This is a genomic window from Oceanobacillus sp. Castelsardo, assembly GCF_001659985.1.
GTDB lineage: Bacteria > Bacillota > Bacilli > Bacillales > Amphibacillaceae > Oceanobacillus.
This window is the reverse complement of record NZ_LYCS01000018.1, coordinates 1-14079: the sequence shown is the minus strand read 5'-3', so window position 1 is coordinate 14079 and position 14079 is coordinate 1. Positions and strand designations below refer to the sequence as shown.

Genomic DNA, 14079 nt, shown 5'->3' with positions numbered 1-14079 from the left:
TGTAGATCAATAATAATCTCTTGGCAACCATAATAAACTCTTGCTAACTTCACCGCCAATTCTGTAATAATAAACCTTTGCTTTTTCAATACAAGTCCAATAATTTCTCGGGTTTTCCTCAACAGGAGCCCGAGTTTTTTCATTACTTTTTCAATATCTTTTTAATACAGTTATGTTCCTAACCCATTGATATTACTGGGTTTATCCAATGTCTAACTCAATATAACTTCCATAAAAAATCAATATCCATCCACTATTTTTATCTTTCTTCTTGGTCTCTTTTCTCTCCAATTCTTCTGTCCATTATTTAGCAAAACTCTATTATAACTCCGAAAAAACCATGAAAAAACAGCCGAAAAAGGCCCGAAAAACGGTCATTTTTGAACCAAAAAAGTGTGAAAATGGGGGTTCCGTAGCAAAACTTTATTTTAACTGAAACGGTGGAATGCGGGTTGGAGGGGTGGGGTTTTCGGAGATGTTTATTATGGTTGTACATAGTAGAGAAAAGAAATTTAGTTGGGTTTGTAATGCTTCCAACCAAGATTTGGAAATAGGAGATAAGAGAAAGTATTTCTGTTGTTTATAATGCAACTTTGCTAAAAGTGTAACTGTAGAATAAAATATCGAATCTAAGTGGAAGTTGTTATGTCCCTGTAACTCTCTCCTTCCCCACGTAACTTTGTTCTTCCCTGATGGAACTAAGTTGGTATCGGAGTAGAAAAAAGAGGGCGGAGAGAAGAACGGAAGCACACAATGTTCCAATGCTTTTTCAATAATAAATCAATCGGTTTTGCCAATACAAAATCAATACAAATTCGGGGCGGATTATTTCGTCCTGTTTTCTTTATGTCCAATATCCCTCCAATCCCTTGTCAATCGTTAGTTCAATCGGTGTATAATATCTTACCAGTTGCTTTCCTAACTATATCAATCCGAAGGATATCCAACCGTCTTATTCAATCATTTTCCAATATCATTTTATTATTTTCTTCATGTCTTTTCTCTAAATTCTTCTCTCTTTTATGGAAGAACTTAGTTACAATGTCCGAATATTCTATACAACCCAGAACAGAAAAAGAGGGGAAAAACAGTCGGTTGAGGGAAGAACTAAGTTCCATTGCCTTCAGGAGTAAAAGAAGGGTTGAAGTCTTGGGAGAGAAGGGATTAAGGGGGAATTGGGTGGGGAAGAACTAACTTACAGATACATATAGTAGGTAGAGGGACGAAATTTAGTTGATTTTGTGATATTTTATCCATTATGTAAAAAGTGAGAGAAGAGCAAAGAATGTATCCTATGCTCCTTTAAAAGGCATTCGTATAGAGTATTTTCGTACTATGAGTTTATAAGTGATGGTTTTTTCAAACTTCATTCAATAGTTTTTTACTCCGAACAAATCAATCAGGTAATATACAATAAGGGATCTAGTATTCTTTCTTTTGTTCAATACTCTTCTAGTATCACTCTAATCTCTTCAATATTAGTTCTAGGTGATGTTCAATACCTTTCCAATAAACTTGCTAACCATAAAAAAATAGAGAAAAAAAGGTTTTGGATATGAAAGGTTTAAAAATAAAAATAAAAAGAACAGAACAGGAAGAGTAAAGAAGAGGTAATCTCAAGTGAATTTGTTTAATTGAAAATTATAGCAAAATTAGAATTGAATCATAAGATCTTGTGAAAGACTGTGCTTTAAATAACGGGGATGGTTAGTATAAGATGAGGTGCATTTTAAAAAATATGGATTAAAATCTCCGAAAAGGTTAGTTTCTCAATGATCGGAAACTAATCTTTTTGTTGTAATACGAAATGTGAGTTTAAACTTTAATAAAAGATAATAATTATTTTATTTAATATAAGTTTACTTTACTTTTGTTAAACTAATATTTATAATATATGTGTAAGAAAAAAGGAAGGGGTTAGCTGTGAAAGAAGACTTTGGAGATTCTATTGTAAATAAAGTATATGAACATAGAGTGTTAAGGAGAATGTCACAAAAGGAGTTGGCTGATGCTGTTGGAGTTTCTAAGCAAACCATATTTGTAATGGAAAAGAATAATTATTCTCCTTCTCTTTTATTAGCGTTTAGAATAGCTAACTTTTTTGGTGTGGATATTAACGAATTATTTTCGTACGAGAGAAAGGGTGATAATAATGATTGATGTACTTAATAATTGGATGTTAGAAAGCTCATATAACTTCAATGTTATTGTGGGATTAACGATGGTTTTATATGCAGGATCACTATTTATGCTTTTTTATATCGGAAATAAATTTGGTAGACCTGATGAAAGAACAAATGCTATTTATCTAAAAATCGTTTCTTGTATGTTTACTACACAAATCATTATGAATGGCATTTTCATTACATTAGTTGATAGTGATATCGAATACTTCCGTCAATTCCTTATTCTATTTCAAGCGATTGTATTTTTAGTCGGTGCAATTTATGCTTTTAGTCTTTATAGAAAGGATTTTAAATAGTCTTACACAATAGATTGTTTAAAAGGGGTTACTTTTTTCAGTAACGTGAGAAAAGATAAAGCTGTCATAAAGAAACCGAACCGATGCTAAACAATGGTGATTTTTCCAATTACCTCCACAATTTATTGTTTTATCGTAAAGAGGATTTAGTTCAACATGTAATGGTTGATGGTAAGTGGATTAGAAAGATAGAAAACTGTTGACAGTGGATGAAAGAAAAGTAGAGAGTATATATAATCAAATTGTAGAAGGTTTTGTAAGCTATTTACAGCCCAGCTTTCTTGAATTAACTGGGGGTAATTCAAGAAGGAATGACGCTATTTTACGTAGAACTTATTGTACTTTAGGGGCAGTTGGCCAAAGATGATTTAATTAAATAAATCTGATTTATTCTAAGAATTCGATTGATGATTTTACGTCAGTACAGATGTAAATTAATCCAATTATAGCATGGATAGTTTGTACGGAAGTATTAAAATTAAAACCAAATGAGCTTTTTAATCAATTCATTAATTTCTTGAATGCCTGCCGGATCCAGTCCATTAGTAGGTTCGTCTAAGATTAGTAGATTAGGAGAACCTACTAATGCAATCCCGATACCTAAACGTTGTTTTGTTCTCAATGAGTAGTTTTTTACTAATTTGTTTTTAGCCTTTAATAAGCCTACTATCCGAAGAATCTCATTAATTCTATGTTCGTCATCACTTCGAAGTAAACGGGGGGAATAGCCTCCCAATTCTCATATCCTGTTAAATTCCCATAAAAAGAAGATATTCAACTAAAGAACCAACTTCTTTTAAAATATCCATTCGATTAACTTCCAATTTCCCCCTAAAAACTCATAGATATCTCCTTGTTCAACGGATATATTTATTTCATTGACTATCGTTGTACTCTTATAGTTTTTGGTTAGTTGGGAAGTATCAATTATATTTGTCATTCTCATCACCTCTTAACGAAGTATAGGCAATGAAACTTAATGTCAAATAAAAAGAATCTTAAAAATTATAATGAAAGATAAATTTTCACAGTTGTACCTTTATACTTCAACCCCTTACCTATCACTATCTGTAATAATAAGATTTATAAAAAATCTCATAGGCCAACAAATATTGTAGAGTTGTTTAAACACGATAATACGATATTTTTTGATTTTGTACTCCAATATCAGGTTCCTTATAAATTCCTTATAATTAAATTATAGACTATAGGTATCATCAGAAAGGAGCATGATATCTAATGTCTGAATATATGCTAGAAACACGCAAATTAGGAAAAGTTTTCAAAGGAGAAACTGTGTTGAAGAATATTAATATGAACGTAAGGTATGGGGAAATTTATGGATTGCTTGGTCTGAATGGTGCTGGTAAATCTACTCTTATGAAAATAATATGTGGCATTTTTAGACCATCGGTTGGAAATGTATTATTTGAAGAAAGAAATTGGAGTAGAAAGAACTTACATCAGATTGGCTCTTTAATTGAAGGACCAGCTATTTACGGGAATTTAACAGCCTATGATAATTTAAAAGTATTTTGTTTACAAGCTAATATTCCATTAACTGAAATAAATCCTGTTTTGGTTAGACTTAATATAGCGAACACTGGTAAGAAGAAAGTTAAAAACTTTTCTTTGGGGATGAAACAACGTTTAGGCATAGCAATGGCTTTAATTAAAAAACCCAAATTATTAGTGCTTGATGAGCCGAGTAATGGTCTTGATCCCATGGGAATTCAAGAGTTACGTCAATTATTAAATGAACTAAAAAGAGACGGTATTACAATTATGATATCAAGCCATATTCTATCTGAAATTCAATTAATGTCAGATACAATTGGGATTATTCATAATGGTACTTTAGAATACGAAAGAGAGAATAATCATGAAGAGAATTTAGAAAAACTGTTCTTTGATATTACAACTAATCAAAGGGGAGGTATGTTGTCATGACTGGATATTTAAGAGCTGAAAGTTTGAAAATGAAGGGATCTATATCTATACGATTGTTATTGTTTATCCCGTTATGTTTCTGGCTATTCGGCATTTATACCTCGCTATTTGTTACGAAATCAGGAAGTTTTAATGCCTATTTAGCTCTGATATTTAATCAATGGCCGTTAGTCTTCTTGCCAATTGGTCAGGCAATCGCATGTAGTTTAAACATTAGTCTGGAAAAGAAGAGCGGTAATTATAAAACGATAATTTCCAATAATCTGTCTTTGTCTAAGGCATGGTATTCCAAAATAATAAATATGGTGGGTTATCAACTTTTATCTTCTATCATAATTATAGTAATTGCTCTGGGGGGATCCCTATTTACTTTTAATGAGATGCCAAACGTTTTGAATATTATCTACACAACCTTTTTAATTACTTTAGCTTTCTTGCCACTGATACCATTCAACTTTGTTCTTTCGCAGTATTTCGGTACAATTCCTACCGTTATAACTAACTTATTAGGAGCCTTGATTAGTGTAATCTGGTTAGCACCCTATTCGACATTTTGGTTAACCCCTTGGGGGAACATGCTTCGAATTCCCGCCGCAACAATGGGGATTCATCCGAATGGTACTCAAATTGAAACTGAAAGTCCATTATTAGATTCTTCCATATTAGGGATCAGCACTGTTAGCAGTATTGTCTACTTTGTATTACTATCCATTCTATTCAATGTTGTTTTTAAGAAAAAGGTGATGAAATGAATTTAATAAAAGCAACAACTTTGAAATTAATTCATACAAATTGGGTAATCGTAATGGTAGCTTTACCAATTTTATATGGGTTCCTATTATATTGGTATTTAGGTAGATATAATGATCCCCTACAAGTATTTTCTGCATACGTATTATATTATAATTGCATGTTGCCTACTGGAATTGCCTTAATGATTAGCTTATATACACAGTATGAAGAACAAATTGGACACTTTAATCATTTGTTACAGTTGCCTCGCCGTGATAAATGGCTGATGAATATGTTGTTTATCTCATGGCTTTCTGTTGGTATCAGTACATTCATTAGTAGTGTGCCATTGTGGTTATTGGTTGGTAGTACATTTAATCAATATATTATTTATTACCTTCTGTTAACTACATTATTTTCCCTGCCGATTATCATTATTTCGTGGTTTGTTGCTCTTAAAATTAATACCAGTTTATGTTTAGGTATAGGTATCTTTTTCAGTTTATTCTTAGTTTTGTTTGGAGCAAATAGTTTGGGTGATACAATATGGAGTTACATTCCTTTACTTTATGGGACGAGATATTTATATGTGATAGATATATCAAATGAATTTTCATTTTTTATTTTTAGCATGTTCTTTTTATTTAGTGGTTTACTGTTAGCTTCTATTATTTGGTGGTTCAACCGATGGGAGGGTAGAGTGATTAATGAGTAAGAAAATTTTAGTTGCTGAAGATGAAGAAGATATGCTGCATTTAATTAGTTTGCATTTAAAAAAACAGGGGTATCAAATCTTCGAAGCAATTGATGGACAAGACGCTATTGATAAAATAAATACTACCATTGATCTTGTACTCATGGATATCATGATGCCAAAATGGAGTGGGCTAGAAGTTTGCGAACGTATTCGCCAAAAAGTAGATTGTCCAATTGTATTTATCAGTGCTGCATCAGACGAGATGACTCGTATAAAAGCATTGTCACTTGGTGGTGATGATTTTATAGCTAAGCCGTTTTCTCTAGAAGAGTTAACCTTGAAAATTGAAGCTATTTTTAATATGAAAGAACGCTTTCTATATTCCTATGAGAAGGAAAAAAGGAAGCAAATTTTTATTGATGAACTTAAAGTTGATTTATTGGCGAGACAAATTTCTTTTAAAGGTGATGCTATTTCATTTACGAAAAAGGAATATGAATTACTTGTATTGTTATTATCTTCTCCTAGACAAGTATTTACAAAGGAACAAATATACGACCATATTAACGGGATTGATGGTACAGGGGATGTACAGTCTGTTGTCGAGCATGTGAAAAATATAAGACATAAATTAGTTAAAATTGACTATAAACATGATTATTTACAAACTGTGTGGGGGATCGGCTATCAGTGGAACAATCATTAAGTAAGGATATAAGAAAACTTTACACGAAAAGTATTATGTGGACGGTAATTATGACTGTGTTAACAATTATAGTTTTTAGTGCGTTAATTGCGTACCTGATGCGTGAAATTACTCCAGCCAACCATGCAGAAAATGTGGCGATTGAAGCCAGTTTAAAGATGAATGAAAATACTACAAGATATTTGGATGATAACGAGTTTTTTAAAAAACAAAATAAAGATGTCTATTTAAGTGAATTTTCTATGGATGGAACAATGATTTCTGGCTATGCAGGTTTGAACTCCCTTTTTCAAGATAAATCAATTCCAGAAGTTATTAATACAACTATTTCCAGCGATGGATATTATCATAAAATTATTCCAATTAATAAGAATGACGAAGTAGATGGAGTATGGGTATACTCCTATCAGTTAAAAGCAACGTTTTCAAGCGAATACTATCGTTACATAATGTTGGCAATCATTTTTTTGATATTTCTATCTCCGATTATCTATTTTATTGCTTTTTCTAAATACTATATTAATAAGCTATTTCAACGAATTAAGGCTCCACTGGAAGAATTGATGACAGCAGCCCATAAAATCAGTGAAAAAGACCTTGATTTTAATTTAATATATGATTCCAATAATGAAATAGGGCAACTGGCGAGATCCTTTAGACAGATGCAAGGAGAATTAAAAAAGTCATTATATGAAAATTGGAAAAAGGACTCTGAATGGGCAGTAATGATGTCGAGTTTATCACATGATTTAAAAACACCGATAACACTTATTGGTTTGGGTTCAGAATCACTAACAAATGATCCGTCATTAAGTGAGGACCAAAAAATGAACTTGGATATAATCACTCGAAATGTAGCCAAAGCAAATCGTTTATTAGCTAATATGAACATTGCAGGAAGCATTAGAAATCCAATTGCTATAAAGGACGAGACAATACTTTCCGATTTAATAAATGAAATAGAATCAGATTTTAAATCATTAATAAATGATAAGTCAATTAACTATTCATTTGAATCAAAAACAGATATGAATATAAAAGTTCCTTATTTAAAAATTGGTAGGGTCCTACAGAATATTTTTTCTAATGCAGTTCAATATACACCAGATGGTGGGGAAATAATATTCATAGTAAGTCAATCAAATAATCAGCTTTTATTTGCTTTAGAGAATTCTGGAAAAGGGATTAAAGAGGAAAACTGGAAAGATATTTTTAAAAAACATTATAGAGAAGATCCATCTAGATCAAACTCGAAAGGGAACTCAGGTTTGGGTTTATATATTTCAAAAGAAATAATCGAATCTTTGGGTGGTACATTGGAAATAGCAAATCCTGTAAAATTAGTTGGTGCTAGATTTGAAATCGTATTGCCTCTAGAAAAGTAACTTTTTTTCATCCTGAAAAACAGAAAATAGTTTGTTGTGCTAACGGGTATTTTCCTTAAAGAAATATAAGCACTCTCTCTTGTTGAACTAATAAAAGAAGTAGGTTAATGGGGGAGGGCGTCATATCTCAAACACCACTTCTATTAAGGAAAGGATAAGAGAGAGATAATATAAGTGGGTTAATCGCTAAAAGGTTATTGGAATATAATGGGGAATAGTAAATGAAAATTACTGTTTGAGAGGGGAATGTGGATGTGAAATCTAAAAAAACAGTAGTGATCATCGTATTCAGTATAGTATGTATTGCTATCATAATAAATTTATTTAAAAAGGATTTATGGAATATAAACGAAGCGTTATTAAAAGAAGAAGTGCTTTCAATTGAAAATTCCGTTGAAACAATAAACTTATTAGATGTAACACCATTTGAATGGGATGTGGTATATTCCTTTGAACCATATACCCCGAAAGATGCTATATACAAAACCATAGGGTATAGATGGGATACTATAAGTGAAACAGTAAATGAGGGCATGAGTCAAATTGTGTTTTTGAATGATGGAAAAGTCGTCTGCTATTTATATGGATATCCTGAGAATAATGGATATGGTATATCTTTTGAATCTGGTAATTATAAAGATGGTGGTTATATTCTTAAAAAAGAAGATGATATAGATTTCCAAATAGAAAGAAACGAAAGTCACGTTTTTTTGAAAAACTATGCAAACTAATGAATTCCTCAACATATTGATGCAAGGAAATATTCAATTCACATGGCATTTAAGGTATTGGTATGATTGTCAAATGAGATTAAAGGTATGAAAAGTAAATGGAAATTATTAACGATATTATTAACAATAGTAAATGATTATAGGAGGTGGAGAAAGATGTTTAAAACAGTATCACAGGCCAAAAGATTATGTGTGCCCCTTTTGTCAAGTCGCTTCGAGATTGGATGTACCCGATAAAGGAACCAAACAAGAGGATGTGATATTCCGAAATGTTTATGTAACAGCCTTTATAGCTAGTAAATGGTGGCCAAACAATAAAGGACACGTTCTCATAGTGCCTAATAAACATTTCGAAAATATTTATGAACTCCCCAAAGAATATGCAGCTGAAATTCATCGTGCGGCTCAACTTACTGCTTACGCAATGAAGGATACATATGGTTGTGATGGCATTACTACTCGTCAGCATAATGAGCCAGCCGGTAGCCAGGATGTCTGGCATTATCATCTCCACGTTTATCCTAGATATAAGAGAGACTTTTTTTATTTCACAAAAGGATATCAGACTAATCCCCATAAACGCTTAGTTTATGCCAAAAAGCTGAAGTCGTGGATAGATAGCTATTTGTATAATGAATAAATGAGTCGTCCAAATTCTAATGAGTGATTCGACGGCAACTTTACGGAATGTTATTTCTTTAAGGCATGTATATAATGAATCGTTTCAAAGGCCGTATATCTAAGGTACATACTACAGGTTTGAAATATAGATTGATAATTTATAAAAAGAATGATTATTTGAATAAGGTTCGAAAACTTATAAAAAAGTGATACAATTACGTTGGTATATTGGAGTCTTGCAATTCAGCAATCGGACCAAACTGTTCAGGAGATGGGGAGGAATGATAACTTGAAAAAACGATGGGTCTCTTGGTGGATCGCCAACATTATTTGGATTGTCCTTTTTGCGGCGGGGTCATTTGTTGTCTGGACAAGAGAGGTTGATGGTGCAGGTGTTACTCAAACACCTGAGTTAAAACTAGTTTCATTTATAGTATTATTAATTGCATTTATAATTCCATTAATTATTCAGATTATATGGCTGATTTTTAATTTGAAAAAGGCTAGGGAGAATTAGGCAAACCGGTGCGATTGCTGAACATCAAGGGTAAAGTCAAATTGTACTTTTGAATGATGGAAAAGCGGCCTGCATATCCTGAAAGTAATGGATATAGTTTATCTTTTGAATCTTTCAGAAGCTAAGTAAGTAAATGAAATTCTTCAACATACCGGTCTAATGAAGTATTCAATTGGAATGTTAAGATATTGGTATAACTGCAAAGGGGAGTAAAATAATGAAAAATGATCGTAAACTTTTAACAGTATTATTAACAATAGTAATAGGGGTATTGAGTGCTTGTGGAAGTTCGTCTGCTGAATCAGATACTGAATTGGAGAACCAGTCGTTAAATAGTAGCTTGACTCAAACAGAAAATGATAATTCATCAAATGTAGACTCAATAAGTGATAATTCATCAAATATAAACTCAACAAATGAAGGTGAAAATACAACGGTAGACGCTTCAGAAAGTGCTGATGACACCGAATCAAATGAACAAGAAGAAACCTCCCCAAATATAGCTGCAAATTCAAAGGCTGAACAGCCTTCAAAGTCCAATAATAGTGATAATGAAGTGATGGAAAGTAAAAAGGAGGAGTATCTCCAAAAACTAAATAATACTAAAAAAGTAACGGAAGAATTGGAAGCATTAGATTCTTCTACATATGCTTTAAAAAAAGTGGAAAACGATAGATGGGATATTTGGGATGATTTGCTGAATGAAGTTTATGGAGTCCTAGAGGAACAACTTTCTACGGAAGAGATGGACCAACTGAGAAAAGAACAGCACAATTGGATAGAACTAAGAGATGATTCTGCACTAGAGGCATCCCTAAAATATAAAGGCGGTACGCAGGAACATTTAGAATATGTGACTGTGTTAGCAAATCTTACAGAAGACAGATGTTATGAATTAGTTGATAATTATATGTAATAATTCCCCAGTGCTAACTAGTAATTGATTCTCTATTTCGTCCAGTCACTGATTCAGTGTGCACATGGCGAACTTTAATGCCGACTCAATAGAAATCTTAAAATTAGCATTCAAGATGCTTTTAAATTATTGCTTGTGCGAGTTTTTCTAGTTTAAATATTCTCTAGGTATGAAACAGAAAGTATTACTTTCTATGTAGGTGTTAGCGGTGCAGATTATTGGCTACTTGATGAGCCAACAATTGGTTCAGATACGAAGAGCGTGGAGAAATTTGAGGTATTTATATTAGGGACAAAAAAGAATGATAAATGTGTGTTATTCTTGGTGCCCTTCTTTACTAAAAAATAGGTTGGTTAAAGATTAAATACTTCTTAATTTAAACGTATAAAGAAGAGTAAGTGGTAGGGGAGAGGAATGGAATGATTGGAACAATCTCCATCATTATTTTATTTGTCATACTTGGAATATTTTTATTTAATGGTAAAGGTTCTTCATTGATTGCGGGATTTAATACACTGCCAGAAGAAGAGAAAGAGAAATATGATAAGGTTGCATTGAGTAAGTTTATGGGGAAAATGATGTTTGCTTTATCATTCAGTATGATACTTTGGGTTATTAGTGATATGTACAAAATCAAATGGTTATTTACTTTTGGATTAATTTTATTTATCGGCTTAATCGTATATATTTTTGTTTACACAAATACAGGAAACCGATTTAAAAAATAGAATAGAATCTCGTAATTAATTGAAAGTTATTGCGAAGCAGGTAGGGGGGTAGAAGGGGATGTTTTTAATGCCTATTGGCAGACAATTGAAAAGAAATCTTGCGTGTACAAAAAGAAACAAATAGAATTTGAGAACAATCTATATCGTTTTCAGAAAAGTCCTCATTCTGAAAGAGAATATATACTGACTCAGAAGGCGATAGAGAATATGATTAAGAATAAAAAAGATTAATATATACTGTCTAATTGGTTCTATAAATAGATATGCAAGGTGTTTTTATGTTCTTCTCAATTTACTTTCTCTATTAATTTCCATTACAATTTAATTAAGTCGTATGTTGGCGTAAAACCAATTTTCTTATATCATTATTCTTCTTTCTATTATATGTAGCTGTTACATTCTTCTTCTCAACGTTAAAAATCGGTTCCCAATGCTATATAGTTGATATCCAATGGTAAAAGTAAACGGGGAAACTAACGAGCAGTCCATTGTGGATTCAAACGGTATTAAATCATTTTTTTCAATCAAAAGTTATTCAAAACCCTGGGCTGGTTCTATTAATGAACCGGTCTTTTTTGTCCCTCATGGTGTATTTATTCTTCTGATAAGAATAAATACAGGCAGTTTAATAAAGTGTTTTGTTGTGATTCAATTTGATGAGAAGACAAACTGAATAAGTAAGGGGGAGGGCTACCGTCCTCTTCTATTATTTAATTGAAAATCATAAATCAATACTTTATGCAACGGAAAACATAGGTGATTGTCCAAATTCAACTAAGTATTCATCAATTTCAATTGGATCATAAATTCCTTTTTCAATGAAATACCCAATTATATTATCAAAGACAGAATTATCCTCGGCTAATGTAAGTCCAGCTTTTCGCAATAATTGCGAGGGTGACCGATTAAATGAAACGAGTAGAAATGTAATGGTCGAAAGTATGACGATTCCCAAACTAGTGAATCACTCCTTGGAAAAAATGCTCAAGTGGACCATACATCTCGAGAAAGAATTAGACAAAGCTAGTTATTTAATCGTTGAAAACTTTATTCAAGATTTGAAAACGAAACTGTCTCGAATTAAAAAAATTGGGCTCGGATATTTAACATTGGATCGTCAAGTAATCACACTTTCTGGAGGAGAAGCTCAAAGACTACGATTATCAGCTCTTCTTGATTCTGCATTAACTGGTGTTCTTTACATCATGGATGAACCAACTGTGGGATTGCATCCTAAAGATACATTAGGTTTAGTGAGTGTATTAAAGAGACTACGGGACTTAGGGAATACTGTTTTACTGATCGAGCACGATGTAGATGTCATGAAAGAAGCCGATTATATTATTGATATTGGGCCAAAAGCGGGGACTCTAGGTGGAACCGTTGTTGGACAAGGTACCATCGAGGAATTGATGGAGCAGGAAAACTCTATAACTGGAACATATTTAAGAGAAGAGGAAGAAAAGAAAGAGACTTATCGAGAAAGAAGTGGAGAAAAAATAACAGTTCATCATGCAACCGTACATAATTTAAAAGATGTCACTGTGACATTTCCTGTTCAGTGTCTAACGGCTGTGACAGGTGTGTCTGGTTCAGGGAAATCCTCTCTTGTTTTTGAGGCGTTAGCAAAAGGGAATGATAAAATTCATCATGGATTTGAGAGCGTAACAGGTCTAGATCAATTTGATCAGACAATCATTGTTGGACAATCTCCACTTAGCCGAATGAAACGATCAAATATAGCAACATATATGGATGTATTTACGCCTATACGAAATATGTTTGCGAAAGTAAAAGAAGCGAAAGATAGGAACCTCACAGCGAAGCATTTTTCCTTTAATACGGCAGGTGGCCGCTGTGAAAACTGTCAAGGTCTAGGATTTGTTACATCGAATATGCTCTTTTTCCCAGAGATGGAAGTTGTTTGTCCAGTATGTCATGGCAAACGATTCAAACAAGATATTTTATCGGTAAAATATAATGGATATTCCGTTAATGATGTACTGGAAAGTTCTGTACAGGATTGTTTAGAAATCTTTGAAGAAGAGAAGAAGGTTAGAAAGATTTTCGAATTACTAGATGAGATAGGTTTAGGGTACTTGAAGATGGGACAAACGTTAACAACACTTTCTGGTGGAGAAGGGCAACGGTTAAAATTAGCAAAAGAACTATTAAAACAAGGAAATAAGCGTTCCCTTTACTTACTGGATGAACCAACAACTGGGTTACATCCAAATGATGTAACCCAATTATTAAAACTATTGAATCGTCTCGTAGATGCTGGAAATACCGTTATTATGGTGGAACATAATAGCCAAATGATTAGGGCTTCGGATTGGGTAGTTGATTTAGGCCCAGAAGGTGGAGAAGCGGGCGGTCAAGTTATGGCAGAAGGAACTCCAGAAGAGATAATGAAAAACAAAAACTCTTTAACGGGACAGTATTTATAATATGATTTAAACCTGAACAACTATAGGCTGGATTAGTTGTGATCCAGTCTTTTTTCATTTCTCATTTGCAATTTGAAAGTAATAAGATACATTCCTATTTCATTAATGAAGGATATTTGCTGAATGATAGGCTTTCCTTATTTCTAACCACTTTATCTCTACTA

At 32.7% G+C, this 14079-nt stretch carries 16 protein-coding genes; 13 read left to right on the top strand and 3 right to left on the bottom strand.

Going from position 1 to position 14079, the window contains the following annotated elements; translation table 11 throughout:
• The first annotated feature begins 1923 nt into the window (after window positions 1-1923).
• Both A9178_RS18130 and A9178_RS18125 read left to right on the top strand, forming a co-directional pair.
• Window positions 1924-2160, top strand: coding sequence for a helix-turn-helix transcriptional regulator (locus A9178_RS18130; RefSeq protein WP_068677815.1), 237 nt, complete (start codon window positions 1924-1926; stop codon window positions 2158-2160).
• Complete coding sequence (locus A9178_RS18125) at window positions 2153-2482, top strand: 6-aminohexanoate hydrolase (RefSeq protein ID WP_068677813.1); 330 nt, start codon at window positions 2153-2155, stop codon at window positions 2480-2482. The genes A9178_RS18130 and A9178_RS18125 overlap by 8 nt, the downstream gene beginning before the upstream one ends.
• 478 nt (window positions 2483-2960) lie before the next feature.
• Here A9178_RS18125 and A9178_RS19750 read toward each other — a convergent pair whose 3' ends face one another.
• Complete coding sequence (locus A9178_RS19750) at window positions 2961-3218, bottom strand: ATP-binding cassette domain-containing protein (protein ID WP_068677812.1); 258 nt, start codon at window positions 3216-3218, stop codon at window positions 2961-2963.
• 60 nt (window positions 3219-3278) lie between these two features.
• Window positions 3279-3422 carry a hypothetical protein gene (locus A9178_RS19745; protein WP_369801998.1) on the bottom strand — a complete coding sequence of 48 codons (144 nt, stop codon included), beginning with the start codon at window positions 3420-3422 and terminating at the stop codon, window positions 3279-3281.
• Window positions 3423-3721: 299 nt separating this feature from the next.
• Between A9178_RS19745 and A9178_RS18115 the strand changes: the two genes are divergently transcribed.
• The 10 genes from A9178_RS18115 (at window position 3722) to A9178_RS18070 (ending at window position 11465) form a co-directional block, all read left to right on the top strand.
• Entirely contained in the window at window positions 3722-4432 is a 711-nt protein-coding gene (locus tag A9178_RS18115; RefSeq protein ID WP_068677810.1) for a lantibiotic protection ABC transporter ATP-binding subunit, read from the top strand.
• The gene (locus A9178_RS18110) at window positions 4429-5184 is read left to right on the top strand and encodes a lantibiotic immunity ABC transporter MutE/EpiE family permease subunit (RefSeq protein WP_068677807.1); all 756 of its coding nucleotides are present in this window, start codon (window positions 4429-4431) and stop codon (window positions 5182-5184) included. The genes A9178_RS18115 and A9178_RS18110 overlap by 4 nt, the downstream gene beginning before the upstream one ends.
• Window positions 5181-5879, top strand: coding sequence for a BsaG family lantibiotic immunity ABC transporter permease subunit (locus A9178_RS18105; protein ID WP_068677805.1), 699 nt, complete (start codon window positions 5181-5183; stop codon window positions 5877-5879). The genes A9178_RS18110 and A9178_RS18105 overlap by 4 nt, the downstream gene beginning before the upstream one ends.
• Window positions 5872-6567: a response regulator transcription factor gene (locus A9178_RS18100; protein ID WP_068677803.1), complete on the top strand. Its 696-nt coding sequence runs from the start codon at window positions 5872-5874 to the stop codon at window positions 6565-6567. The genes A9178_RS18105 and A9178_RS18100 overlap by 8 nt, the downstream gene beginning before the upstream one ends.
• Window positions 6552-7952: a HAMP domain-containing sensor histidine kinase gene (locus A9178_RS18095; RefSeq protein ID WP_068677801.1), complete on the top strand. Its 1401-nt coding sequence runs from the start codon at window positions 6552-6554 to the stop codon at window positions 7950-7952. The genes A9178_RS18100 and A9178_RS18095 overlap by 16 nt, the downstream gene beginning before the upstream one ends.
• 254 nt (window positions 7953-8206) lie before the next feature.
• Window positions 8207-8683 carry a hypothetical protein gene (locus A9178_RS18090; RefSeq protein WP_068677799.1) on the top strand — a complete coding sequence of 159 codons (477 nt, stop codon included), beginning with the start codon at window positions 8207-8209 and terminating at the stop codon, window positions 8681-8683.
• Between the two features lie 220 nt (window positions 8684-8903).
• Entirely contained in the window at window positions 8904-9323 is a 420-nt protein-coding gene (locus A9178_RS18085) for an HIT family protein (protein WP_231889890.1), read from the top strand.
• 270 nt (window positions 9324-9593) lie between these two features.
• Window positions 9594-9821, top strand: a complete 228-nt coding sequence (locus A9178_RS18080; protein ID WP_068677795.1) for a DUF3923 family protein — start codon at window positions 9594-9596, stop codon at window positions 9819-9821.
• Between the two features lie 217 nt (window positions 9822-10038).
• The gene (locus A9178_RS18075) at window positions 10039-10737 is read left to right on the top strand and encodes a lysozyme inhibitor LprI family protein (RefSeq protein ID WP_068677793.1); all 699 of its coding nucleotides are present in this window, start codon (window positions 10039-10041) and stop codon (window positions 10735-10737) included.
• A gap of 419 nt (window positions 10738-11156) precedes the next feature.
• Window positions 11157-11465: a DUF3784 domain-containing protein gene (locus A9178_RS18070; RefSeq protein WP_068677791.1), complete on the top strand. Its 309-nt coding sequence runs from the start codon at window positions 11157-11159 to the stop codon at window positions 11463-11465.
• 736 nt (window positions 11466-12201) lie between these two features.
• On the opposite strand, the gene A9178_RS19450 is transcribed toward A9178_RS18070, so the two are convergent.
• Complete coding sequence (locus A9178_RS19450) at window positions 12202-12420, bottom strand: hypothetical protein (protein ID WP_231889889.1); 219 nt, start codon at window positions 12418-12420, stop codon at window positions 12202-12204.
• 25 nt (window positions 12421-12445) lie between these two features.
• Here A9178_RS19450 and A9178_RS18060 point away from each other — a divergent pair, with 25 nt between their 5' ends.
• Window positions 12446-13915, top strand: coding sequence for an ATP-binding cassette domain-containing protein (locus A9178_RS18060; RefSeq protein WP_231889891.1), 1470 nt, complete (start codon window positions 12446-12448; stop codon window positions 13913-13915).
• The last annotated feature ends 164 nt before the right edge of the window (window positions 13916-14079 follow it).